This window comes from Peribacillus kribbensis DSM 17871 (genome assembly GCF_000430765.1).
Lineage (GTDB): Bacteria > Bacillota > Bacilli > Bacillales > DSM-1321 > Paraperibacillus > Paraperibacillus kribbensis.
On sequence record NZ_AUMQ01000044.1, the window covers coordinates 1 to 25,369 of the forward strand.

The 25,369-nt window shown below is 42.2% G+C and carries 25 protein-coding genes and 3 pseudogenes; 15 read left to right on the forward strand and 13 right to left on the reverse strand.

Features of this window, described 5'->3' with window-relative positions; translation table 11 throughout:
* The 3 genes and pseudogenes from H539_RS28250 to H539_RS0109800 form a co-directional block, all read left to right on the forward strand.
* The coding region (locus H539_RS28250) for an IS3 family transposase (RefSeq protein ID WP_035322297.1) at positions 1-196 on the forward strand (196 nt) is incomplete at its 5' end.
* Between the two features lie 386 nt (positions 197-582).
* Positions 583-2,020, forward strand: a pseudogene (locus H539_RS28255) (glycoside hydrolase family 1 protein).
* A gap of 539 nt (positions 2,021-2,559) precedes the next feature.
* A complete protein-coding gene (locus H539_RS0109800) occupies positions 2,560-3,804 on the forward strand; it encodes a sugar efflux transporter (protein ID WP_026693376.1) in 1,245 nt (414 codons plus the stop codon).
* A gap of 194 nt (positions 3,805-3,998) precedes the next feature.
* Here the strand turns inward: H539_RS0109800 and H539_RS28260 are convergent, their stop codons facing one another.
* Complete coding sequence (locus H539_RS28260; protein WP_155889989.1) at positions 3,999-4,457, reverse strand: VTT domain-containing protein; 459 nt, start codon at positions 4,455-4,457, stop codon at positions 3,999-4,001.
* Positions 4,458-4,746: 289 nt separating this feature from the next.
* On the opposite strand from H539_RS28260, the gene H539_RS0109810 reads away from it, so the two are divergent.
* From H539_RS0109810 to H539_RS0109825, 3 genes are all read left to right on the forward strand, one after another.
* Positions 4,747-5,304, forward strand: a complete 558-nt coding sequence (locus H539_RS0109810) for a hypothetical protein (protein WP_026693377.1) — start codon at positions 4,747-4,749, stop codon at positions 5,302-5,304.
* 593 nt (positions 5,305-5,897) lie between these two features.
* Positions 5,898-7,589 carry a DUF6044 family protein gene (locus tag H539_RS0109815; protein WP_035322299.1) on the forward strand — a complete coding sequence of 564 codons (1,692 nt, stop codon included), beginning with the start codon at positions 5,898-5,900 and terminating at the stop codon, positions 7,587-7,589.
* A 602-nt stretch (positions 7,590-8,191) separates the two neighbouring features.
* Positions 8,192-8,383: a hypothetical protein gene (locus H539_RS0109825; protein ID WP_026693380.1), complete on the forward strand. Its 192-nt coding sequence runs from the start codon at positions 8,192-8,194 to the stop codon at positions 8,381-8,383.
* 443 nt (positions 8,384-8,826) lie between these two features.
* Here the strand turns inward: H539_RS0109825 and H539_RS31435 are convergent, their stop codons facing one another.
* The gene (locus H539_RS31435) at positions 8,827-8,991 is read right to left on the reverse strand and encodes a hypothetical protein (RefSeq protein WP_155889991.1); all 165 of its coding nucleotides are present in this window, start codon (positions 8,989-8,991) and stop codon (positions 8,827-8,829) included.
* A gap of 222 nt (positions 8,992-9,213) precedes the next feature.
* Between H539_RS31435 and H539_RS0109835 the strand changes: the two genes are divergently transcribed.
* Positions 9,214-9,642: a MarR family winged helix-turn-helix transcriptional regulator gene (locus H539_RS0109835; protein WP_026693381.1), complete on the forward strand. Its 429-nt coding sequence runs from the start codon at positions 9,214-9,216 to the stop codon at positions 9,640-9,642.
* 507 nt (positions 9,643-10,149) lie between these two features.
* Here the strand turns inward: H539_RS0109835 and H539_RS0109840 are convergent.
* The 5 genes from H539_RS0109840 to H539_RS0109860 form a co-directional block, all read right to left on the reverse strand.
* Complete coding sequence (locus tag H539_RS0109840; RefSeq protein ID WP_026693382.1) at positions 10,150-10,779, reverse strand: VTT domain-containing protein; 630 nt, start codon at positions 10,777-10,779, stop codon at positions 10,150-10,152.
* A gap of 195 nt (positions 10,780-10,974) precedes the next feature.
* Positions 10,975-11,976 carry a glycosyltransferase family 2 protein gene (locus tag H539_RS0109845; RefSeq protein ID WP_026693383.1) on the reverse strand — a complete coding sequence of 334 codons (1,002 nt, stop codon included), beginning with the start codon at positions 11,974-11,976 and terminating at the stop codon, positions 10,975-10,977.
* A 20-nt stretch (positions 11,977-11,996) separates the two neighbouring features.
* Positions 11,997-13,697: a DUF6044 family protein gene (locus H539_RS0109850; protein WP_051348534.1), complete on the reverse strand. Its 1,701-nt coding sequence runs from the start codon at positions 13,695-13,697 to the stop codon at positions 11,997-11,999.
* A gap of 19 nt (positions 13,698-13,716) precedes the next feature.
* Entirely contained in the window at positions 13,717-14,604 is an 888-nt protein-coding gene (gene galU, locus H539_RS0109855) for a UTP--glucose-1-phosphate uridylyltransferase GalU (RefSeq protein ID WP_026693385.1), read from the reverse strand.
* A gap of 14 nt (positions 14,605-14,618) precedes the next feature.
* On the reverse strand, positions 14,619-15,038 hold the full coding sequence (locus H539_RS0109860; protein ID WP_026693386.1) for a GtrA family protein: 420 nt from the start codon (positions 15,036-15,038) through the stop codon (positions 14,619-14,621).
* Positions 15,039-15,314: 276 nt separating this feature from the next.
* Here H539_RS0109860 and H539_RS0109865 point away from each other — a divergent pair, with 276 nt between their 5' ends.
* Positions 15,315-16,502, forward strand: coding sequence for a MalY/PatB family protein (locus H539_RS0109865; RefSeq protein ID WP_026693387.1), 1,188 nt, complete (start codon positions 15,315-15,317; stop codon positions 16,500-16,502).
* Positions 16,503-16,550: 48 nt separating this feature from the next.
* Here H539_RS0109865 and H539_RS0109870 read toward each other — a convergent pair whose 3' ends face one another.
* Both H539_RS0109870 and H539_RS28265 read right to left on the reverse strand, forming a co-directional pair.
* Positions 16,551-17,366 carry a MetQ/NlpA family ABC transporter substrate-binding protein gene (locus H539_RS0109870; RefSeq protein ID WP_026693388.1) on the reverse strand — a complete coding sequence of 272 codons (816 nt, stop codon included), beginning with the start codon at positions 17,364-17,366 and terminating at the stop codon, positions 16,551-16,553.
* Positions 17,367-17,396: 30 nt separating this feature from the next.
* Positions 17,397-17,818, reverse strand: a pseudogene (locus tag H539_RS28265) (methionine ABC transporter permease); the annotation flags it as partial.
* An 89-nt stretch (positions 17,819-17,907) separates the two neighbouring features.
* Between H539_RS28265 and H539_RS0109880 the strand changes: the two are divergent.
* Complete coding sequence (locus H539_RS0109880; RefSeq protein WP_026693389.1) at positions 17,908-18,906, forward strand: Gfo/Idh/MocA family protein; 999 nt, start codon at positions 17,908-17,910, stop codon at positions 18,904-18,906.
* Positions 18,907-19,005: 99 nt separating this feature from the next.
* A complete protein-coding gene (locus H539_RS0109885) occupies positions 19,006-19,452 on the forward strand; it encodes a DUF948 domain-containing protein (protein WP_026693390.1) in 447 nt (148 codons plus the stop codon).
* A gap of 129 nt (positions 19,453-19,581) precedes the next feature.
* Here the strand turns inward: H539_RS0109885 and H539_RS0109890 are convergent, their stop codons facing one another.
* Complete coding sequence (locus H539_RS0109890; RefSeq protein ID WP_026693391.1) at positions 19,582-19,764, reverse strand: hypothetical protein; 183 nt, start codon at positions 19,762-19,764, stop codon at positions 19,582-19,584.
* Positions 19,765-19,895: 131 nt separating this feature from the next.
* On the opposite strand from H539_RS0109890, the gene H539_RS0109895 reads away from it, so the two are divergent.
* From H539_RS0109895 to H539_RS32805, 3 genes and pseudogenes are all read left to right on the forward strand, one after another.
* Positions 19,896-20,666 (forward strand): carbon-nitrogen family hydrolase, encoded by a 771-nt coding sequence (locus H539_RS0109895; protein WP_026693392.1) that lies wholly within the window; start codon positions 19,896-19,898, stop codon positions 20,664-20,666.
* A 125-nt stretch (positions 20,667-20,791) separates the two neighbouring features.
* Entirely contained in the window at positions 20,792-21,268 is a 477-nt protein-coding gene (locus H539_RS0109900) for a flavin reductase family protein (protein WP_026693393.1), read from the forward strand.
* A gap of 74 nt (positions 21,269-21,342) precedes the next feature.
* Positions 21,343-21,487, forward strand: a pseudogene (locus H539_RS32805) (GNAT family N-acetyltransferase); the annotation flags it as partial.
* Positions 21,488-21,635: 148 nt separating this feature from the next.
* Here H539_RS32805 and H539_RS31440 read toward each other — a convergent pair.
* From H539_RS31440 to H539_RS28275, 3 genes are all read right to left on the reverse strand, one after another.
* Complete coding sequence (locus H539_RS31440; protein ID WP_026693394.1) at positions 21,636-21,914, reverse strand: hypothetical protein; 279 nt, start codon at positions 21,912-21,914, stop codon at positions 21,636-21,638.
* A 207-nt stretch (positions 21,915-22,121) separates the two neighbouring features.
* A complete protein-coding gene (locus H539_RS0109920; RefSeq protein WP_026693395.1) occupies positions 22,122-22,409 on the reverse strand; it encodes a hypothetical protein in 288 nt (95 codons plus the stop codon).
* A 370-nt stretch (positions 22,410-22,779) separates the two neighbouring features.
* Complete coding sequence (locus H539_RS28275) at positions 22,780-23,490, reverse strand: L,D-transpeptidase family protein (RefSeq protein ID WP_035322308.1); 711 nt, start codon at positions 23,488-23,490, stop codon at positions 22,780-22,782.
* A 302-nt stretch (positions 23,491-23,792) separates the two neighbouring features.
* On the opposite strand from H539_RS28275, the gene H539_RS0109930 reads away from it, so the two are divergent.
* Together H539_RS0109930 and H539_RS0109935 are read left to right on the forward strand one after the other, a co-directional pair.
* The gene (locus tag H539_RS0109930) at positions 23,793-24,290 is read left to right on the forward strand and encodes a hypothetical protein (RefSeq protein ID WP_026693396.1); all 498 of its coding nucleotides are present in this window, start codon (positions 23,793-23,795) and stop codon (positions 24,288-24,290) included.
* A gap of 400 nt (positions 24,291-24,690) precedes the next feature.
* Complete coding sequence (locus H539_RS0109935; protein ID WP_026693397.1) at positions 24,691-25,266, forward strand: GNAT family N-acetyltransferase; 576 nt, start codon at positions 24,691-24,693, stop codon at positions 25,264-25,266.
* The last annotated feature ends 103 nt before the right edge of the window (positions 25,267-25,369 follow it).

Consider the following 25,369-nt stretch of genomic DNA (forward strand, 5'->3'; position numbering starts at 1 on the left):
CAAAAAGGAATTAATCTATCGCAGAAGATATACCACTCGAAAAGAAGCCGTCCAGTCCATCACGAACTATATAACAAGCAGGTATAACGAAAAAAGGAAACATTCGACCTTGGGCTATTGTTCTCCCAATAATTTTGAGAGAAAGCATCTTCTGAAAGCAGAGAAACAGAGCTCCTTAAGTAACCATTTAGCTTAAAAAGTGGTGAGTCCCGGTGTAGGACTTGTCACTTTTCAAGCTTTACCAAACGAAGTGCGGTAGTAGTTTCGCTAAATAAGCAGCTCAAAAAACAGTGTCCACTTTCTTGACAGAAGTCCACTTGAACTTATAATTCCCCCATGAATGCCTTTAAAAACGATAACGGGCTTGTTAAGATCAACCTGGAAGAATACCGGAACCGCCAATTGAAAAAATCAGCCTATTGGTAGAGAGAACGGATCCAAACAAGGAATCTGCCGGTCCTTCAGGAGAAAATATATAAATAAGGTTTTAGAGTGTGATTTTTTGAGAATAGGAAAGTGTATAACTGACAATTTTTGCCTAGTGATTTTAGGGATATATACAGCAACGGAGGAGAGAATTGAATGATACATAAAACACTAAAGCCGTTTCCGCAGAATTTTTTATGGGGCGCAGCATCCGCCGCCTATCAAATAGAAGGGGCCTGGAATGAGGATGGAAAGGGAGTTTCAAACTGGGACCAGTTTGTCCGTATCCCGGGAAAAACCTTTAAAGGAACCAATGGCGATGTAGCAGTGGATCACTACCACCGCTATAAAGAAGACGTCCGCCTGATGGCGGAGATGGGGATGAAGGCTTACCGCTTTTCTGTTGCCTGGACCCGTATTTTCCCTAATGGAAAAGGGGAAGTAAACGAAAAAGGCCTGGAATTTTATGATAACTTGATCAACGAGCTTAGGGAGAATAACATCGAACCTATTTTAACTCTTTACCACTGGGATTTGCCGCAGGCGCTTCAGGATGAGTATGGCGGCTGGGAATCCAGGCAGATCATCGAGGACTTTGCGAACTACAGTGTGGAACTGTTCAAGCGATTCGGCGACAGAGTCAAATATTGGGTAAGCCTGAACGAGCAGAATCTTTACAAGCTTTGGCTATAAAATGGCCGCACATCCGCCGGGCGTAAAGGATGAAAAGCTCTTTTACCAGGTCAATCATCATGCCAATTTGGCCAATGCGCGGGTCATCAAGGAATTCCGCAGCTATGTGCCGGATGGGAAAATCGGACCAAGCTTTGCCTATTCCCCTGCTTACCCGGCATCATCAAGCCCTATGGATATCCTGGCTGCAGAAAATGCCGAAGAGCTGAACAGCCATTGGTGGATGGACATCTATGCATGGGGCAGATACCCAAAAGCAGCCTTGGCGTATCTTGAAGAAAAAGGATTTGCACCGGTCATAGAAGAAGGAGACCTGGAACTTCTAAGAAAAGGAAAGCCGGACTTCATGGGTCTGAACTATTACCAGACCACCACATTTGAAGAAAACCCTTTAGAAGGAGGCGTTTCCCAGGGGGAAATGAATACAACGGGCAAAAAAGGAACCTCCAAGGATTCTGGAATCCCTGGTGTTTTTAAAACCACAGAAAATCCTAACCTTGAAAAAACCAACTGGGACTGGAATATCGATCCACAGGGCTTGAGAGTTGCCCTTAAGAGAATCACAAGCCGTTACGGCCTGCCGATCCTCATCAGCGAAAATGGATTAGGAGAGTATGACAAGCTGGAAGAAGGCGATATAATTAATGATGACTACCGCATAGACTATATCAGCTCCCATGTAAAAGCCATGAAGGAAGCTGTTTCTGATGGAGTGGACCTTCTCGGCTACTGCGTGTGGTCTTTCACAGATCTCTTAAGCTGGCTCAACGGCTTCCAAAAACGATACGGCTTCGTCTACATCAACCAGCATGAAGAAGGCGGCCACGACCTCCGCCGCATCAAAAAGAAGAGCTATTACTGGTATAAAGATGTTATTGAAACGAATGGAGAAAATTTGTAAGCTGCGGATCCTTTTGTTTATACTGGAGGGCCTCTAAAGGACGAAACCCGGTAGGAAGGTCAAAGATAAGTCCGTGAGAGTGCCTCTAAAGGACAAAACCCTGCAGGTGGGTCAAAGATAAGTCCGTGAGAGTACTTCTAAAGGACAAAACTCGTTAGGTGAGTCTAACCTTAGTCCGTGAGGAGGTTTCTCAACACCAAGATTGCGTGGAAGAGTCAGAAAAATGGTTCAGAGAACGGTTTACATGATCATTACCCGTGATAGATTCAGAGAAATGGTTTAAAGAGGGACTCTCATGAACGAAACTCATCAAAAGTCAAAGATTGGTTCAGGAAGGCTTCATAACCATAACCTGAGAACAACCGGATATCCAGCTTGCTCCGGTTCAGCAAGAAAGAAATGGGCTAATTGAAAGTACATACACCAGACACATGCAGAGACAGGAGCTTCTTGGAACAGCTCCTGTCTCCGTGCATGCGGCTAAATGGTTTATAACTGGTACACGTACACCTGGAAAATAAACGATAGGACTGATCATTATGCATACAAATGTTTTTTCGGCCCTCAAAGAAAAGATTGTCTTTGTCTGGAGGCTTCCTTCTTTCCCAGTCCTATTTCTGTTAAATACGATATTTGGTCTAGCGGCGTCCTTTTTTGCTCCTTTCTCTTCTTTGTTTGGAATTGATGAAGCAGGGATGAGCAATGCGGGATTCGGAATTTTTATGACGATTATGGCCATTGGCGGTGTGGCAATCAGCAGCTTTATCGCAAAGAAGTCTGACACCACGGCCAGCAGGAGGAGAATCCTGATTTTTACTTCCCTTGCCGGCGTCATGGGCTACATACTTTTTGCATTTATACGGAATTACTATGGTTTGGCAATCAGCGCCTTTTTTCTTCTGGGCTGTTCGGCGGCTGCGGTGCCGCAGCTATGGGCGTATGCCCGGGATGCGTTGACCGAGGCTGATGTAAGCAGCGAGGATACGCCTTTTGTGATGAATATCTTAAGGATGTTCTTTGCCCTTTCCTGGACGGTGGGACCTGCCGTCGGGGCTTGGCTGCTGATGATGTTTGACTTTAAGGGCTTATTCTTATTTGTGGCTGCTTGTTATTTCTTGGCTTTCCTGACCATCATCTTCCTTTTGAAGGATGTGGAAAGACATAAAATTGCGAGCACGGAGAACCTGAAAGTCACGAAGTATATCAGCCGGCCGCATATCTTCGGAAATCTTGCTGCAGCGTTCCTCCTGTATGCTGCGACCTCCATCCATATGCTAAATGTCCCTCAATTTGTTACCAAGGTTCTTCATGGTACGGAGATGCAGGTAGGAATTGTATTTAGTGTGGCGCCCATTTTTGAGGTTCCGATGATGATCATCATCGGAATGCTGGCAACCAGGATGGATAATGCGATTCTCATTCGAATCGGCTACTTTATAGCGTTTGGATATTTTTTAATCTTTGGATTTGTATCAGAACCATGGCAGATTTATCCGCTTCAGATTTTGAGCGCTGCGCAGGTTTCCATTACCGCAGGAATCGCGATTTCATACTTTCAGGATTTTATTCCGGAAGCACCGGGAACCGCCACCACTCTTTATATGAATATCACCCAGATCGGTTCAACGGCAGGATACCTGCTATTTGGCTTTATCTCCTCTGCGATCAGCTATGGACGTTTGATTACCATTTACACTCTGTTCGCCGCCGCAGCCTGTCTATTCCTCGTGGCTTTTGGCAGACATAGGGTAGCTCCTGCCAAGGATAATAATATGAACATGTAAAATGAGGCGTTCTTTTGAGATTAAAAGGGAAAGGGGCTTCCGTAACAGGATCAGAGTAAACCAATCTGGGATTTTACTGCGGTTCTTAATGGTATGATAGTAAGGATTTCTGCTTTTCTATTGAGTAAAATACTAAGGAACATTCAGGTTAAAAAGATCCCATTAACCACATAGATAAATGGCAGCATTAGCATTTAAGTGTTGTCTTTCTTTGTTTTTTTGTATAGAAATATAATAAGGAAAATTAATCCTATTAAAATAGAAAGAATCAGCACACTCCACTTTTCCGTGTGCTTTTGTACTTGTTTCCACTCGGAACCAAGGTTATATCCTAACGAGATAAATGTAAAAACCCAAAGTGCAGCTCCTGAAAAAGAAAATAATGAAAAACGCTTAAACGTCAAGGAATTAATACCAGCCAAATAAGCTGTTACATGTCTGACTCCTGGAATAAAATACCCTAAGAATAGCAAGTAGGGACCTAGTTTTGAAAACAAACGGCGGGTCAGTGCAATTCTAGATTCAGTGATATGTAATTTTGGACTTAACTTTATTAAGAAGGGAAGCCCTAATTTTAACCCCATAAAATAACTGAGGGATATTCCTCCTATTGCCCCTAAAAACGAACAAACTAAAGAAATTTCATACGACATTCTCCCTAAAAATACATTATATCCAACACTTCGTCAGGAATCGGCAGCCCAATTATCCCACCGATTAGCACAAGAATGATTCCTAAATACCTAGGTAATGTTATTAAGATAGTTACTACGAATAAAGCTTCTTTACAAAATACTATTTGTTAAAGAATCCTCTTTGTCTTAATTTATCATTTATTTTTAATGTTACTTTAAGGGGAATTTCAGTTTGTTGAGGTAATGTATCTATAAATAGTGGCATGTTTAACCATTAGTTACAGATCACTGCTTGGGGGCGTTAAAAATGAAGGTATACAAGGTCTCAATTAAAAATACTGACATTCTATTTCAAAAAGGAACAATGCGATTGGTTAATTATGAAAATTTTTCCTTGGTCGAAGTGGAGCTAAGTGTCCATCCAACCGTAGTAAATTATATAAATACACTGAATATGTATAAGGAAAGAGTAAACATACTGGTAAAGGATGATGCTTGGCTAAATGGTGAATTTGAAATTCACACCGGAAAATGCAGCATACTTTTGGTAAGCAAATCAAAAGAAATAGAAGGGGCGGAAAAATTAGCTATTCCCCAATATGAAAAAAGTTCATTTCTAACCCAAGAAGGTGAAGGGATCGCCTTAGATGACGAGTTAAAGACAAAACAATCTACTTTACCCATATATATTTTACAATCCTTACTAGATCATGAAATAGAAGATGAAGGCAATCGAGGTTTTGTGCAATTACTTCTGAATAAACTTAAAAATGGAGAAAAACTAAATTCATTTGAACAATATGTATTAGACGAAGTGGGTTATTTTGTTGAGAACGCACTCACCAAAGGGAGATCCATCAGGTAACCATTGATTTTACACATTAGTTGCGAGAGTATGGTATCAGGGGAGCGTTCATGATAAGAGTGACTGAACCGACAGGAAAATAAGTTTGAAGGCAGTTACTATGAAGGCTCCTGATTTTTTTATATAGTTGCAAAGCTTTTAAAAAAACAGAAGTATTAAATTAGGACTATACCTATTTAACCGCAGCACTAGCATCGGAATGTTATTGGACTAATTGCCAAGCCCAACATCCCAATCCTCAGGATAGTTGGTTTTTTATTTGTTCTTCAAGGGTTTAAACAAGGATTTAAAAAAGGATGCCCTTAAATTTAAATGTTATTTAATGAAACATTAAGAGGAAGTTCTGTTTACAACTTTATAGTAATACTTACTAATTGCAAGTGGTGTAATCATTAAATACCCGCTTGTATACACTTTTGTGAGCAGATTTTTCTTCCTGAAACTAAAAATTCACTCATCCATTAGAAGTAAAATCTTAAAAATGTCTAATTTTATTATTAAATATTGATTAAGATAAATTATATTAAAAAAATAATGTTAAGATTTTAAAAGTGAATGAATATAAATTTGTTTTATAAGGAATTGAGGATTAAATGACTTCATCTATTTTTAAAACATGTTATAAACAGGAAAAAGCATATTTGTTTATCGCACTAATTATTATTGCAATTTGGGTTTTGCCCTATTTTGTACTTGGACAACACGCACATATGCGCCTTCAAGATAACATGGATTCTAATATCTCATGGTACAAAGTTTTAATTGACAGCGGGCAGCTATTTGGACCCATTAATGCGATGATACCCCAGGTTATTAATGGTGAATTATCGAGAAACGCTTATTATTCCCAATACTACGGGATTGTTGAATTATTTAAATTTTTTTCTCCTGTTATTGCATACGGAATAAACCAGGCGATTAGTCGTTTTATCGCGTTTTTAGGTATGTATTTATTATTAAGAAGATATGTGATTAAAGAGGAAAATCAGGGGTTTATCCGGGTTATCGCCGCATTAACATTTGCTTTGACACCGTTCTGGGCAAATGGAATGTTAAGTACATTAGGGATGCCGCTTGCTTTATGGGCTTTTTTAAATATTAGAAATCACGAAAAGACATGGGTCAGTCTAGTGACTTTAACGCTTTTACCGTTTTATTCAACTTTTATGTTGGGCTTTTTCTTTTTCTTAAGTGCAATGGGTGTATTTTGGCTTATTGATGTCATAAAAACCAAGAAAGCCCAGTTAAGACTGTTCCTCTCCATTTTGTATATGACAATCATTTATTTGGCAATTGAGTACCGTGAAGTGGCATCCTTAATTTTTACACATGAAAAGACAAATCGTTCAGAGTTTTACGAATCCAAAAACAACCTCATTCAAACCATTCAATTAATTTTCAAAAATTATTTTATGGGACATAACCAAGATCAAACTCTTTATGAGTTTGTCATCTTCCCAACGGCTTTGATTGCTTTAATTATTGTCATCATGCAAAAAAGATGGAAACAGGAAAAGTTGTTTATTGGATTACATCTAGCTAATTTATTGTTATCTGTCTGGTATTCTTTTTGGTGGTATCAAGGCTGGGTGCCTATAAAAGAAAAAATCAGCATTCTAAACACCTTTAATTTTTCCCGTTATCATTACTTAAGACCAATGATCATTTACATTTTGTTTGCTGTTTCTTTGCGGATACTATGGCAGCTCAATATAAAATGGCGGAAATTATCAGTTGTTTTTGCTATATTACAAATTGCTGTACTAGTTCCTTCTAACGAACAAATCCTTTATCATAAATTGCCTACGTTTCAGCAATTCTATGCAGTGGATGAATTTAATAACATCAAGACATTTATCGGTAAACCAGTTCAAAAATACCGGGTTGTCAGTATCGGACTTCACCCTGCCATTGCTCAATATAATGGCTTATATACATTAGATACCTATAATAATTTTTACCCATTGTCCTATAAGCATCAATTCCGGCAAATAATTGCACCAGAACTCGCTAAAAGCAAAACCATTAGAGATTATTTTGATCAATGGGGAGGACGCTGCTATTTATTTGTTAGTGAGCTGGGCAAAAAATATATGTTTCCAAAAGAGTCCACCAAAGTCATTCGGCATTTAAATATAAATAGTAAAGTTCTAAAACAAATGGGCGGGAATTATATCCTGTCGGCTGTCCCTATTAAAAATGCATCGGAAAATCACCTCAAGTTACAAAAGGTATTTGATTCAAAGGATGCCTACTGGCGGATTTATTTATACAAAATTACTTAACACTTCGTTTGTGTGGAGTTTTGGTATCCAGCGAATAAGCGAGGCATTCGGAAGAAAATCGAAGTAAACTGATGGATTTTAAGAAGGCTGGGCTGCTGAGGCAGCCCTTTTCTTACGATTAGGTAACGCTTTGACCAAATGTCACTGCGAGTATTCAAATAGACTTCGTATTCTATCTCACCTTTACCTCTAACTATATTGGGTCCTTCTTGGTGGGTTACACCTTCTACAGACTGAAGAGGTACAAGCAGCAAAATGGGCTTCTAAATCCTTATATTAAAAGAAATCTCGCATATTATTGCGAGTTTTTTTAATCCCCTATGTGCAACAATATTTACGAAAACAGCCTTAATAAAACAGGGATAAATGAAAAGACACTCCACAATTTGAATGTTATTTAACGAGTCATTTATTTTGCCCCTCAAAATGGAACCCTTTATCCTTAATGCAGGCAGGCTTTTTTACTGCGCGTCTCTCTTTCGTAAAAAAATTCCCGGAAACATCTTCATTCTTCAGAATATCCTTCAATAAGAAACGTTTTATGATTTCTATGCCGGCTGCCATCCAAGATGAAAATTCTTCCATGAAAGGGGGAACCATACTTGAAGATTAATTTGCTGTTTCATAAGAACTCTTTTATTGAGGTCCATTTTGCCATACCTAAAGAGGGGTGGGTTACGTGCGGAACGAAATTGTGGAGGGGAAGAAAGCTGGCAGTCAGTGTAGGTGAGGATGTGGAGAGCGTATTGAACAAAAGTTTACATAATTTATATATCGAGGAGCAGATAAATTAAACTGTTAAAGACGGCTGATTGGTGCCGTTTTTCTTTTTTGCAGCTGTAAAATTAAATCATTGACTGTGGAATAAAGGACCGGGGGGAGAACTAGGATTCAACCAGGCTGGCAGTGTAGTTTTAAAACGGAATCCAAAATAAATGATCCGATTTTCACTTATATGAGCCGTTTTTTTAAATTAATGATCTGAATTCAGAGATTAATGGCCAAACATAAGTTAGGGAGAAATGGAAATTATGGAAAGGTTCCATATTTATGACGAACGATCTATAAACCACAAAAAGGATTCTCCCGCACCCACATGACATGGAAATGTGGATATAGGCATCCAAAAAAGCCCCATCCATGCTTTCGCACGGATGGGGCTATGCAGGGCTCTACTGCAAGTGGCTGGTAACTATGAATCATCTTTTTATATGAACTCTGCTGCGGAAATCTTTGCTTAGAAGTAGACTTCAACAGGCAATTCTTTAACAATGCGTTTCTTTGGCCAAGTATAGCGATTAGCATCAAGACTGTCAGGGGTCATCCATACGAATCTACGCTTGGGATCTGCTGAATAGCGCTTTGGCCCGTGCAGCAAGTTAAAAGCAGATGTTAAGGTCATGCTCCAATCCCTCCATTTCGTATTGCCCTGCATAGTATATATATTCCACTAATTTACACGGAAAAACGTCGTTCGGCTGGAAATCAGCATCCAATTTCTGCATGCACCGCTTGCCATCTTTAATATGGCTATAACAGGGGAAATCTAAACAGCCTTCCAAAAGTGCCATGCATTAGCTATAATTTATTCAATCAGTATTGTTTTTGAAAAGGGGAAGCATTTATGAGCAACGACTCCATCCGATCCATTGAATATGACATTGCATTGCTTGTGCGCCTTACGACTGCCCACAGCCCAAAACTTGGAAAACTGGACCGGTCTGAATATTTATTGCTGCGCGAACTTGAACAGCGCGGTCCTACTGCCATTAATTTATTGGCGGAATATCTGAAACTGAATTTATCGACCGCAAGCAGGCAGATTGCTGCCCTGGAATCCAAGAGTTATATCTGCCGGTATCCAGACCCGCAGAACGGGAGAATCAGTCTGATTGAAATAAAGCCGGAGGGGCTGAAAAGCTTAGACAGGGTCAAGAAGGCGCGCCATGATGTATACTCGGAGATTTTAAAGGATTGGACACCTGAAGAACTGCAGGTTCTGGAGAAAAATTTAACGAGGCTGAACCATGATTTTAAAAGTTGGCGGAAATAGGGGGGGAGCAGCCTGACCCGGCCTTCCGTGCAGGAAGAGTGAATTGCCGCATGCATTTTACTATTGTAATTTGGTTTATATGTTGTATAATACAATTTGTTAAATACAAGTTATTGAACAGAGGTATTCAAATTTTCATTTAAGCAGATTCGACAAAATAGAAAGGAGGAAAATGATGAGTCAATCATCACCTGAAGAAACAAAGCATTTTGGGCTTCCTAAATATTTGCTGGTTTCTATATTGACTCATTCGGACCGCAATATTTTACGAATCTTTCTTATATCATGAAGCAAAACTTGATTCAGACCGGTTTGAAGCTGAGCACTCATGATATGCTGCTTCCATCTGTCGCTTCCAATCTGGCGTTTGCTTTTGGTGTACCGCCTGGGCGGATCCTGTCAGGAAGGTTTGGAATCAGAAGGATTTATTTAAGCTTTATTGGCATTTTTATCGTGGGTACTCTTCTTAATATATTCAGCTTTGGCCTTGAAAAAAGGAGGCAGACTTTAAGTCTGTCTCCTTTTTTCATTGGTTTTTTTTGCTTTTGCCTGATTCCAGATTACAAGACCGATCCCAATTGCCAGAACGGCAATAATCAGAAGGGGGATGCTATAGCGGGCAATCAGCTCGTCTGCTTTGATCCATTCTCTCCCGAGGGAGCGGCCGAGTGTGATGAACACGAGGGTCCAAAGAAAGGCTCCTGTATAGGCATACTTGGAAAACTTTTGATAAGAATACCCGTTTATGCCAGCCAAATAGGCTGTTATATGGCGGAAACCCGGGATGAAATAACCGAAGAAAAGAAGAATGGGCCCGAATTTTATAAAGGACTTCCTGGCGGAATCAAGCTTTTTTTCTGTCAGATGCAGCCGCGGTCCATATCTATGGATGAAGGGCAGACCCAGTTTGATCCCTAAAAGATAGCTTAGGGAAATCCCGCCGGCGGCCCCTATAAATGCACTGAGTACAGAGGGAAGAAAAAGCATGTCTCCCTTATATACTTGAAAGCCGACAAATGCGAGCAGCACTTCATCTGGAAGGGGGAGTCCGACAATCCCTGCAACCAGCGCGATCATAATCCCGCCGTATCCGTAATGTTCAATTAATAAAGATATATGCTGCTGCAAGTCTATCACCACATCCGGTCCAGATCATATTTTTTGCTAGGTGCAGGCTAAAAAAATCAGGGAACAATGCCCAAGTTCAGTTACTCCCATTATATCGATAAATAACAGGTATTTCTAAGGTTTATAAAAAAACTCTCTTATCCCCCAGTATAACCATCCATACTGGAAGATAAAACCTCATAAAAAGCAGATAGCTTCATACCGCTATCTGCTGTACTGGCCCTCCCTTTGGGGCAGGACCGGGAGATGGGGACTGTTCCCATAGAGTGTTTTTTCGATGGCATATTTGGGCCGGCCTTTGACTTCTTTGAATATTTTGCCGATGTATTCCCCGATGAGGCCGATTCCGATGAGCTGAAGGCCCCCGACTGTCCAGATGCTTACGATGAGGGAGGTCCAGCCAATGGCGGTGTGGTCAAGGAGTTTCATCGTAAGGGCATAGCCGCCAAATAAAAGGCTCAAAAGAAAGGAGATGAAGCCGATCAGTGTGACTAAGCGGATGGGAGCCACACTGAAGGATGTGAGACCATCCATGGCAAAGGCAATCATCTTCTTGAACGGATATTTAGACTCCCCGGCCATCCGCTCTTTTCGATCATAATAGATCTTCTCAGAAGGGAAACCGACCAGCGGCACAAGGCCCCTTAGGAAAACATTGGATTCCTGGTATTTCAAAAGCTCTGTCAACGCCTGCTTTCCCATCAGCCGGAAGTCTGCATGATTCTGTACCAGGTTAATGCCAAGCCTTTTCATAAAGGAATAAAACCATAGCGCGGTTTTTCTTTTAAACACGGTGTCTGTATCACGGCTGTCCCGGACTCCATAGACCACCTCATAGCCCTGCCAGTATTTTTCTATAAAGGCAGGAATAACAGAAATATCATCCTGAAGGTCAGCATCTATTGAAATGACGCAGTCCGATGTTCTGTTCGCCTCTTCAAGACCTGCCAAAAGGGCATTCTGATGTCCCACATTCCTTGAAAGCTTTAAACCCTCGACATACTTATTCCGTCCATTTTCTTCCTCGATTAATTTCCATGTATCATCCTTGCTGCCATCATCTACAAACAGCAGCCTGCTGTCATCGGAGACCAGGTTTTCAGAAATCATCTCGGTGAGCAGGGCAGACAGCTGTCTGGCTGTATCGCTGAACACTTCTTCTTCGTTATAACAAGGAACCACAATCCTTAAAACGGGTGAGTTCATACTATCCCTCCTAAAATACATTATTGGACCTCATATAAGTAAATTTTCCAGGCGGAATTCTTATCGTTGAAGGTCCTTAATAAGTCCAGATGGATATCCTCTGCATTCAGTATGGGAACGGAAGATAGAAAATAGCGTCCGCCCAGCTTTTTGAATGCCTCCGTATCCAGCTGGAGATGCCGGATCTTCTTCTTTGAATCCTTTTGAAATAAATAATACTTCCCGAGCTCGCTTGAGAAAATGTAGCAGCGTCCGCCCCATTCATCAAAATAGGTCCTTAGGACATGGCTTTTTTGAAGCTCGGGTGCGATGATTTTCCTAAATTGATGCTTATAGGATAGATCGTAAAAATTATTGTACGTATCCACTGTGTAAAAGCCATTGTACTGTGCGATGGCAGGGTGGAGTCCGATACTTGCAACTCGGTAATCCTTTTGAGGCATGCCGATATACTCTTTGATTTCCTTAAACTGCTTTTCAGCATAAAACTGCTGGAAGGAAGGATAGCCGGCAGCACGGTAATAAATTTCCGGATTGGCGCCAAACAGGACCAGAAGCTGTACCAGGAGGCAGACCTTCACAAAGATCTTCCACCTTCCGTTCCGATTCCAGAGGATGGCGGCGCCGACTGCAAACATCATATAAATGACAAGCGGCCTCAAAAAGTGGAAACGGGCAAAATTAAATGTATTCAGCAGCTGGTACCGATCTTTTAAAGGCTCCCAGCCTTTATAAAACCAAAAGGCATACCATAAAGACAGGAGGATATTAAGGGCAAACAGCCTTACAAATGTTTGATGTTCTCTCCATGCCTTTTTTTTGTAAATCATCCAGAACACAATGAATGAGAGTGGGACGATGACAAGCGTATGCAGGGTCATGACATGGGTATGGCCAAGAAAGTAATTTTTGATAAACAGCCAGATGGTCCGTCCAAAGCTTAGCTTGGAGCTGACGAATTCATTTCTGCTAGTCGGTGCTGTAGGGAAAACCAGAGAATAAACAAGCCGGTATTCTATCAGCAGGTAAACCGCAGTCATTAAGGCGATGCTGCCGAAAAATCTAAAATTCCATTTCTTCTTGACAAGAACATCCCTTACCCACAATATCCCCATCGCAGCGAGGAAAAAGAAGAATCCAAGTACGAAGCTGGAATAGAAGGGCAGCAGCACCAATGTCAGCCAGTCCTTATATGAGGACCTGCCGCTCCGTATATTCAAGAAAGCCCATAAAGCCAAAGGATGTCCCAGGGTGCTAAGCATGCCAGACGGCCAAAAAGGAGTCAGCGCGAAGCAGAGGGATACCCCTGCTGTAATAAGGAGGTATTCCTGTCCTTTCAGGAAATGCCTTCTTAAAAGCAGGTACATCCCCAAAAAGGCAAAGACCCTTGTAATGGCCTGGCTGATGCTGTATGCCTCCATAGAAGGAAGCAGATTATGAAGCCATTGGATTCCGCTGAATTCAGTCCCATAGGCATTGCGCGGAAGGCCGCCTATAATTTGAGGGACTACTGAATTTATTCCGCCAAATAAGAGACCGCTATGGTGAAGGACCTTATACCAGGCAATATTTGAATCCAGATTATCATGGACCCGGATATGTGAATGTTCTCCCAGGATGAACATGGGAGATAAATAAATAACAATGATGACATAGGAAAAAAAGATATATTTGCTTTCTTTCTTCCAGTCTCTGAATCTTTTAAAACTTATACTTGGCATTCTGCGTACCTGATTGCATTCAAAATTTCCTGCTGCTCTCTTCCGCAAGAAGCTTTTTCATTTCTTCGAATAAGGGTCCCCTAAGTTCCGCGTCCTTCAGGGCGAATTCTAAATTCGTCATGATAAATCCGAGCTTTTCCCCGACATCAAACCGTTTCCCTTCGAACTGATAGGCAAAAACCTGCTGCTGCAGACTCAGACTCTGGATGGCATCGGTCAGCTGAATTTCCCCGCCGATTCCTTTTTCCTGCCTTTCAAGAAAAGGGAATATATCTGGCGTCAGGATATACCGGCCCATGATGGCAAGGTCAGATGGGGCCTCTGCCGGCGAAGGCTTTTCTACTAGGTGCTCCACCTGATACAGCCTTTCGTTATGTTCACTAAAATCAATCATGCCGTATCGGTGAGATTCCGTTTTAGGAATCTGTTTCACCCCGATTACCGTGCGTTCAGTCAACTCGTATTGATTCATTAATTGCTTCGTGCAGGGAACATCGGACGTAATGATATCATCTCCGAGCAGAACAGCAAACGGCTCATCGCCGACAAACTTTCTGGCGCACCAGATGGCATGCCCGAGCCCTTTTGGTTCCTTCTGTCTTATATAATGTATATCCACCATATTGGAGGATTTCTGGACCATTTCCAGCACATGAAGTTTACCTCTCTTAGAGAGCGTATCTTCCAGTTCATAGGCATGATCAAAATGGTCCTCGATGGCCCTTTTTCCCTTCCCGGTCACAATGATGATATCTTCAATGCCGGAAGCAACAGCCTCTTCCACAATGTATTGAATGGTGGGCTTATCCACAATAGGCAGCATTTCCTTCGGCATGGCTTTTGTGGCGGGCAGGAATCTAGTTCCTAAGCCAGCTGCAGGAATAATGGCTTTTTTTATTTTTTTCATCACTAGGCTCCTCCTTACGATTCTGCAGTTTTATCTTTTGCATGGAATACGAAATACCTCTGGCCAGAATAATTCATGATGGTATAGAGGCCGGTTCCGATTAAAACAGCTAGATTATTTTGAACGAGATGTGGAAGAACGGTAGTCATATTCATGACAGCCTTAGAAAGGACCAGTGCAATGTAATAGGAAGTCACATAACAGAATAGAATCACAAAAGCAAAGCGGATCATACTGCCTGGAACAGCTGCACGGCTCTGGAAGGTAAATGTCCTGTTTAATATGTAACTGACACCTGCCCCAATCATATTGCCAGCGAATGTGGAAACCCAGTAGCTGAGTCCAAACGCGTTTAACAGGGTATACATAATGGATAGTCCCACGAGAGTATTAATCACTCCCACAAGCAAAAACCTGAAAAATGAGTGCTTCATGCTAAGTCACCAACTAAATCATTTAGTGTAGAAAGGGATATCTATCGAATTTCTTTACCCTATCCCTTTCATCCTAACCTGCCGGGCAGGAATCATATACATGCATTTTGGATTTTCTGGACCTTTACATTGTAAGACTGAAAAATAAAAATGAGATGAAGCAACCATTAAAGTTTAATTAAAATCGAAGTTTAATGAAAATCAAATTTTTGAACTCTCACAGTTGGAAGGGTATCCTAAAAGAAAGGGTGGAAGTTTAAAAAGGGAGGCTTGAACATGAACTATAATTTTGATGAACGAATCATCCGCACAGGGACCGGATCGGTGAAGTGGGACCATTCTGAAGAGCTGTTCGGCGAAAAGGAAATGATACCAATGTGGGTGGCAGATATGGATTTCCGTGCCCCGCAGCCGGTCATCGATGCCTTAAAAGAGAAGGTGGAGCATGGGATATTCGGCTATTCAAAAGGATCTCAAGCCTACTTGGAGGCCGTAAGCAGCTGGATGAATGAAAGGTTCGACTGGAGAGTGGAAACAGACTGGATCACACACAGCCCCGGGGTTGTACCGGCGCTGAACTTAATTGTACAGGCCTTTACGAAGCCTGGGGATGGAGTGATTATTCAGCACCCCGTCTATTATCCATTCACAAAGGTAGTGGAAATGAATGGAAGGACCCTGCTTTCCAATCCCCTTAAAGAAGAGGATGGACGCTATGTAATGGATTTTGAGGACCTGGAGGAAAAAGCTCGAAAAGGGGCGAAGCTGATCATCCTGAGCAGTCCCCATAATCCTGTAGGCAGGGTATGGAGCAGGGAAGAACTCAATAGGCTTGGAGAAATCTGCCTGAAACACGGCGTTCTGATTGCAGCGGATGAAGTACACGCTGATCTGATTATGCCGGGACATAGGCATATTCCGCTCGCTTCTCTTTCTGAGGCGTTATCCGAAAGGACGATCACGTGCACCGCACCAAGTAAAACCTTTAATTTAGCGGGACTTCAGACTTCTAATATTATCATAGCCAATCAGGAGCTCCGTGTAAAATTCCGTAAGGCGCTTGAACAAAACTTTATGGGTTCGATTAATACATTTGGGATGGTTGCCGCCGAGAGTGCTTATCGCTATGGAGGAGACTGGCTTTCACAGCTGATTTCCTATATATATGAAAACTATACATATGCAAAAGACTATATCAGCCGGCATATGGAGGATCTAAAGGTGTATCCTCTTGAAGGGACCTATCTGCTTTGGATCGACTGCCGCAAGCATGGTCTCTCTGCCAAAGAACTGGAGAGGCTTGTCCATAAAGAAGCGAAGGTCGCTTTCAATCAAGGATATGGATTTGGGGAGGGAGGAGAAGGCTTTATCCGCATGAATATCGCCTGTCCGCGCTCTACACTTATCGAGGGATTAGAAAGACTTAAAAAGGCGTTTTCCGGTAAGAAGGAATCACTTTCATAAGAGAACATAGAAAACGAGACTGCCGGGAAAGGACAGTCTCGTTTTTCTTTAGTTGTTTTTCATCCATTCCGGTTTTCCGAAGCCTTTGAACTGCTCATCAATGACCTTCTCGAACTCCTTGGACTCCACGGCTGTTTTAATATCTTTAGAAACTTTTGAATCTAAATCCTTCGTATTCACAACCACACGGTTGCGGTAATCCTCCGGCATGTTTTCAAGCTTGAGGGCATCCGTCAGGTCCATTTTAGCTGCAAGGGCAAAGTTCCCAGGCACCGCTGACAGGTCTACACTGTCTACGGACCTTGGAAGCTGTGCGGCTTCAATCGGCTTGAACTGAAGATGTTTTGGGTTGTCCTTTACATTCTTCTCCGATACAGTCAGCGGATCGGCTTTAGGATCAAGCACGATCAATTTTGCATCCTGAAGGACTCCGAGTGCCCGTGCCGGGTTAGAAGGATCGTTTGGAATAGCGACAGTCGCCCTATTCTTCACTGAATCAAGGGATGTATACTTCTTTGAATAGATGCCCATGGGAGCTGTCGGTACAATAACAAGCTCTGATAACTTTAAATGATGTTCTTTTGCGAAACTGTCCATGTAAATCTTATGCTGAAATAAGTTGGCATCAAGATCGCCTTTTCCGAGCGCAATATTTGGCTGTACGTAATCGCTGAATTCAACAACCTTTACTTTATAGCCTTTTTTCTCGAGCTGAGGCTTGATCCCTTTGGTAACCATATCACTATATGGGCCGGTTGTTGCCCCGATTGTAACCTCCATGTTCTTAGAAGACTCTGAACTGCCGCATGCTGCAAGAAGACTTGCAGTTAGTAAGAAAATGCATAAAACCATAAGCTTTTTCATGTTGCTTCCTCCTTATAATTAGGTATATTTTTAGCGCTTATTCAGCCTCGCAGAAATCCAGTCTCCGAAAAGCTGTATGAGCTGTACTAAACAGATTAAGATAATGACCGTTGTCAGCATGACGGTGTTATCATAGCGGTAATAACCAAATCGGATGGCGAGGTCGCCAATCCCGCCGCCGCCAACAATTCCTGCCATTGCCGAAAACCCGATCAAGCTGATGGCGGTAAGGGTAATTCCCTGAGTAATGCCGGGACGCGCTTCCGCCAAGAGCACATCCTTGATGATCATCCAAGGCGTCGCACCTGCAGATACGGCTGCTTCAATGATTACTTTGTCAATTTCCCGCTGCGAAATATCCACAGCCTTGCGAAGAAGGGGATAGCTGCCACCGATAAGGAAACGCTCGCTGCCGACGGCCCGATGGTTGTCCCGGTAATGAGATTCGTCAATGTCTTTCAGTATCATCAAATTTTCAATTTTATGAAAACGGTACTATAATGAGTGATATCAGGCAGTATGGAAATAGGAGGGGAAGAGGATGATCAAGACAGCACTGTTAAGCAGATGGCATGTTCATGCGGATGAATATGCAGAGCAGGCGGCAGAAAACCCATATCTTCAAATTGTTAAGGTATGGGATGAAATTCCGGGGAGAGGTGAGGAGTGGGCAGATAAAATCGGTGTTCCTTTCGAACCTGAGCTCGATAAGGTGCTATCAGACCCGGATATTGATGCAGTCATTGTTGCAGCACCCACGCTTTTGCATACCGAAATTCTATTAAAAGCTGCTGAAGGAAAAAAACACATCTTTACAGAAAAGGTCCTTACCGCTTCAGTGGAGGATTGCAAGAAAGTTTTAGAGGCAGTTGAGAGAAATCATGTCATCCTGACTCTGTCACTCCCTAGATTGACTTCAGACTATTACTTATATGCACAGCAGGCTCTGGATCAGGGACTGCTTGGTACTCTGACCACGATCAGATGCCGAACGGCGCATAATGGGGCGGCAGCATCAGAAGAGCATCCGCAGGGCTGGCTGCCCAGGCATTTTTTTGATGAAGCGGAGACTGGCGGAGGTGCGTTCATCGATCTCGGTGCCCATCCTATTTATCTGTGCAACAGGCTGGCCGGGAAGCCAAAGTCCATTTCAGCCAGGCTGCAAAAGTCAGGTTTTCCTGTGGATGTGAATTCTGCAGTTCTGGCAGAATATGAATCCGGCACTCTGGGGATTCTGGAAACCAGCTTTCTATCAGGCGGAAGCCCGTTCCTCCTGGAACTTTACGGCACAGATGGCACACTGATAATTGAAGACCAGAAGATCCGGATAAAATCCCGCCATGCAGGGAATGAATGGATGGTACCGGATGATGTGCCGCCCGCGGAAAAAATGCCGCTGGATCAGTGGGCCGATGCAATTAAAGAAAATATCCCTCCCTCCATAACCAGCCAGGATGCTTTCCATCTTACACTGGTGAATGAAATGGCTGCCTTATCGGAAAAAGAAAACAGGCGGGTGGAAGCAGCAGAGCTTGAATAAAGTAACATAACTGAATCTGGCCTTTCGGCTTTTTTAATTAGCAGTTTATCCTGCTGGATGACGGGTAATTAAGAACTATACTAATCCGGAGGTGTACAGATGAGAATTATTCTTTATTTAAGCATTGCTGTCATTGCAATAGCCTTTGTTCTATTGGTTTTATATTTAGGAAGAACGCTTAAAGCCCTTGAAAAAACGATGCTGACTGTCTCGGATACCATATCCCGCCTTGAAGGCCAGCTTCAGGGAGTAACGGCTGAAACAGCACAGCTGCTGCACAAGACAAATGCTCTCGCAGAAAACATTCAGGAAAAATCGGAAAACCTGGATTCTGTGTTTGTGAATGTGAAGCATATGGGAGACTCCCTTCAGGGCTTCAATTCCTCTCTGAAAAAAGTATCCGTCAGAGCGCAGACTGGAATTGAAGGCAACCAGTCAAGAATCGCCAATATTATCAAATGGACCAACTTTGCAAAGGAAATGTATGACCGCTATAAGGACAGAAAAACATCAAAACGTGCGGTCAATACGGCAGGCATGCAATAACAAAAAAAGGTTCTGGAATTCATTCCGGAACCTTTTTTTGTATATTTATTTGTGTTTCTTAGAGACCGCACAGTCAATTGTGGAAGCTCATACCTAATATGAGGCCTTTGGCATGTACGCTCTGCCCTGCTAATTGGAGGCATTAAGCAGCTTCAGGACCAGCCTGATTCCATGGAGGATCAAATGAAAGATTCCTTTGATGATATACTCGCCAAATTCAAGGAATATATCAATCACAAGCAGCCAGGTTGATTCCCCGTCCCGATGTTTTCTCTTTTTAAGGCTTGGCTTTTTGTTTTTCTTTAAAGACAATTCAATCAGTCCTTTAAAGGAAGTTGGTATGGATGAATTTTTATGAGATTATCTGAGATATTTCAAGTATAATTTATTTAGAAATAAATCAATAGTCAAAATATTTATTGATCATGAAATGAGGTATATCTATGAAACTGGCATCTGTACAAGTTGAAATAAAAGACACTGAGACGAAAGAGGAACGAATAGAGAGGGTGAGCTCCCTTTTAAATGAATTAAAGGGTACGGATTTAATTTTGCTTCCGGAAATATGGGCCACTGGCTATTTTTCCTTCGATTCCTACGCAAAAGAAGCAGAGCCGCTGGATGGCCCCTTTGTGGCTCATTTTTCTAAGAAAGCGAGGGAACTGGGAAGCTATCTTCATGCCGGAAGCTTTGTAGAGAAGGATGGCGGCCAGCTGTACAATACGAGCGTAGTGTTCAACCGGGAGGGAGAGCTGGTCGGGACAAGCAGAAAAATACACTTATTCCGATATGGATCAATGGAAGGAGAATTGCTGGCACGCGGGGAAGAGCCGGCAGTCATCGACACAGAGTTTGGAAGAATCGGGCTGTCCACCTGCTATGACCTTCGTTTTCCTGAGCTGTACCGGGCACAGGTCGATAAGGGGGCAACCATTTTCCTGGTAACTTCCGCCTGGCCGCATCAAAGGCTGCAGCATTGGAATTTGTTTAACGCAGCAAGAGCCCTTGAGAACCAGTGCTTTTTGATCTCTAGCAATTGCGCAGGAAAAACGAATCATACCCTGCTGGGAGGCCACAGCCAGGTGGTGGACCCATGGGGAGTGACAATCGCAAGTGCAGGTGAATTTGAAACAGTCCTAAAAGCAGAAATTAATTTATCCCAAATTGAACAGATACGGGAAGTATTTCCCCAGTTGAAACACAGAGTCCTCTAGGAAAGCAAAAACCTGCTCCTATCCAGTCATATAATACCTGAGAGTCCCATATGATGGACATATCCAAAGCCGGTTTCTGAAACAAAAGGTTGATCTAAATCTATTGAAGCGTAGGAGGCATAATGATGGATGATCGTATATTCCGCACGGCCATGGGAAAATTCGCTACAGGTGTGACTGTGATTACCACAAATTATGAAGGCGAGGCACATGGTATGACAGCCAATGCATTCATGTCGGTATCACTTGATCCAAAGCTGATTGCAGTTTCCGTAGGGGAGAAGGCAAGAATGCATGACAGATTGAAGGAAACAGGAAAATTTGCAGTGAATATCCTGGCTGACACCCAAAAGGAATATTCCATGTATTTTGCCGGACAAATCAAAGAGAAAAGGGACATACCATACGGATGGATCGATGATTATCCGTTGATTCCGGATGCCATTGCCAGCATTTTATGTACCGTCTATGATTCTCACAAAGCGGGGGATCATACACTTTTCCTGGGTGAGGTGCAGGAACTTGTCTTAAGAGAAGGCAATCCGCTGACGTTTTTTGAAGGCCGTTATGATCTTCCCGGAGGATTGGGTAATAAGAGCTGAACTACGGAATACCGTCTTTTTAGGCGGTATTCTATTTTGGGTGGATAATGATGTCAGTTGACGGGCCAGCGGGATTATTAAAGAATGCCGAGGATGAACTTAATCTTAAGAATCTATCAATATCCTTCCCCGATAACCATCTGCTGGAAGGCTTTATCAAGCATCTTGGATTTAAGCAAGAGCTTCCCTGCGCAATTCGAAATGTATTTGACTCTGTAATGATGCACAAAAAAAGCACCTTCTCAGTGCTTTATTTGCAGGTGGCCGCTGCCCCCAGTCCTTTTCTATTCAATTGTATGTCCGGTCTCCTCGGCCGTGGCCCTAAAAGGTGTGCACTTCCTTTAAAGGCCATTGAAGAAGGCCTGCTTTATACGGCTACCACTCCTCTCCCCATTGAAGTTGCCCATGTATCGCCTGGACCTAGGAACAATAGGCCAGCCGGAGAGTATGCTTCAAATTTCACCTTAAGACCCTCAAGAAGTGTTCGGATTGGACGGTTTGTCAGTGAGCCAGCAGCGGGTTCGGACACAAGAATCGATTTTTGACCTTCGCGGAAGAATTCAAGGATTCCCTTTAGAACCGCCTCTTTGCGGCTGGATGAAGGAGCTTTGGCACGATTTTTGGTACGCAGTTTCAGATGATACATACTTTCACTACCTTTCCAAAAGAATCGAGGGTCTTTGTTCCCTATGCCTATCAAATTCCACGCATCCCTTAAGGAATCCTTCAAGAGAAAGGCTCTTTTTATCGCCAAATTCCCGTCAAAAACCTCTATTTTACTCTTTTATAGAGATATTCTGAGGGTTTCTTTTATCGAAAATCAAGAAACGCTGATTGATTTCGTAGAATGCTTTTAAGTAGTTGCGGACAGGGCAGCCTCCAGGGCAAAGATGCAAAGGAGGGCTGTACCGAGAAGGAGGGAAATGCCTGATAATAGAAAGGAAATCATTTCTTCACGGTATTTTATAAGGCAATAGGTTCCGAGGAAAATGCCGAGGGCGGCAGAGAGGGACAGGTATATTTTTGCCAGAATAACATGCACACCTCCGTAAAAATAAAAATGGATGAAGAAGCATTCGAGAATAATAGTAATGCCTAAAAACACTAACATAATGGGATGAGTGACCCTGATACGGCCCATGTTTGCCCGCCTCCAGTCTTAATAGATTTTCTATATCTATTACATTCAGTTTTGAAGGAAAATATGATAGTTTTTTAGCGGGCATTTTAATAAGTCCTGTTTTGAGGTGCTTTTTTAAAATATGTACTGAAAATGAAAAAAGTAAAACTCCTCATAGTAACCGACATATTCCATTTTAAATAACCAGCTTTTTTCATACTAATTACGAATTAAGCGGATATTTTCCGTCTATGTATCCGTCAGGGCGGCATAAGCGGGCACAAAAAACGAATGGAGAAAACAGACAAACAAAAAACAGGTGGAGAATAACGTTAGTTTTTCTCCACCTGCTTGATTTAGGGACTTATTGGACAGCCCCTTCTTTAGTTTTTTATAATTGGCCTAGAGCTTTCTTTGTAAGAGAACCTGTTACGCCGTCCGCATTCAGATGATGGCTGGACTGAAATGCTTTAACTGCCAGCACCGTGTTCTCTCCATAAATTCCATCGGTTCCTTTTGTTGAATACCCGAGAGAAGTCAGGCGTGCCTGCAGGTGTTTCACTGCTTCTCCTTTTGACCCCTTTTTCAGCAGGGTCCAGGTTGAGATGTAATATCCGTTTTGGTCTGCAATCTGATCAAAGGTCTGTGAAGTATAAGTAATCACCACAGGTGTTTTTATAGATACCTGATCAAACAGCCATTCAATTTCATTATTGAGCATTCTTACACAGCCGCTTGATGCGTACGTTCCAATTGATGCTGGGTTGTTATTTCCGTGAATGGCATAATGGTTCCCATCGGTCCCATTCGCATCTATGCCCAGCCAGCGGGTCCCAAGAGGATTGCGTGGATCTCCTCCCGCGATATGGCCTGTATAATAAGGACGATCCTTAATTTTAGTAACAATCTTAAAGGCACCTTGAGGTGTGAGGGAATTATCTCTCCCTGTAGCCACTTTGAAAGTCCTGACCAATTTGTTTTGATCATAAAAGGCGAGCTCATTGTGAGCTTTGTTCACTATAACCATTTGTGCGCCAAGCGCAGTATGGGCTGATGCTTGAAACACCAGGAAGCCTAACAGAAGGGCTGTCAGCTTTTTCATATTCCTATCCCCTTCAACCAAAAAATCTTGCCTTTGGAAAACTCTGTGCAAAAAAATATGTAGTACAGATGCACTATATCAATATATTGTACATTGCAACTATCGTTTCAGCATTAGGATTTTAGTGGAAAAGAATGGACACGCATTACTAGTTGAATAGATGAAGAAAGAAATAGACAAAGATGGAAAAATGGTATAAAGAGTCTTTATAAAAAGACCTTTAGGTACTAAAATAAAAGTTGAATTGGTTATCCGTAAAGAATATTTTCCTTCTTCAAGACCTTCAGGAGAGGATTGTAGATATGACTAAGGTGAAAACTGTAAAAATTGATGGTGAAGATATATATATATTTAACAGTGTCTTATATATTCTTGAAGCAAGTGCCGGATGGAGCCTGATCCTTGATATGATTGTCACTGAAATCACGCAGGAAAGATACAAAAAGGAAGAAAACCTTATTTTGGAAATCGAGCTTGAGGATGGAAGAGTATTTAATTCCATCATGCATATACAGCCAATACCGGGTGGGCTGCCTCAATTAAGTCTGTATACCTATATAGATGATGCCAATGAATATCCTGATGTCATGATTGTAAATGAAAATGAAACCAGCTTCCCGCGGATCGACCAAGACCTGACCATTGAAGAAATCCGGAAGGTGGAAATGCCCCAGGTAAAAGTTAAACTCAACCTCACCCTCCCGATCGACCAAGCTGAATGGATCGCAGGCAAAAAAAAGAAAGAACTGGACCAAATCCTCCGAACCGCTATCTATGACTTTTGGGGGAAATCTGAATAAAGCTGTTCCTTGTGAACAAAGGGATTTTTACAATTTAACCCTTTAATTTTTTTAAGGTAGAGTTTTTGAAAGAATCTTTATTATTTTTTTACATGTTTCGGTAACGCACGATCTAATGGAGAAAACCTGTTGATCTACGGTCCAGGCACGAAGACTCCTGCGGAATTAGCGGGACAGGTGAGACCCCGCAGGCGAAGCCGAGGAGGCTCACCGCCCGCCCCGCGGAAAGCGAAGTGTCTGGAACGGAAATAAACAGCCCTGGCGCGGCATAAGCTTCATTTATACATGCATGCCAATCATAAAAAAAGCAGATACTTCCATTATTAAGTTCTAAAAATAAGGGTAAGAGAACATAGTGAAATCATAATGACTAATAGGAAGACAAAAAGGAGTTAGTTGGATGCACTGGTATGAGAAATTAAATAAGTACTTCCCGATCGAAGAAATGAAATCAAAAGAACACATGGAGACGCTGCTTGAGGAGCGTTCCGATATTTATCACAAGGATGAGGGCCCGAATCATGTGCTGATGTATGCGGAACTCGATAATTTTGTCTTTATCGACTATCTGTTTGTTTCTAAGGATGCCAGGGGACAGGGGCTTGGCCACAAGCTGATCGAAAAAATGAAGGAAAAGGGGAAGCCCATCATTCTTGAAGTCGAGCCGGTTAATTACGAGGAAACCGATACGGAGAAAAGGCTGAGATTTTACAAGCGGGAAGACTTCACTCATGCTTCCTCGATTGGGTACAGAAGAAGATCTCTCGCAACGAATGAAATCAATGAAATGGAAATCCTTTATTGGGCACCAAATAATGAATCTGAAGAAGAGATTTATGAAGCAATGAAAAAAACGTATAAGTTGATCCATACTTATAGAGACCAAGAGTTTTACGGATCCTCTTACGAGCGGGTAGAAGAGGTCCTGACCTTCAAAGAAAAAGAACAAACAGAAAATATTTTAGAGGATATATAAGTTAAAGGCACCTTTCTTTAAGAAGGTGCCTTTTTTGTTTCATATAGCTTTTAAGCGCAGCATTTAAATTCCGGTATAACCCAATCAAACTAATTGGAAAAGC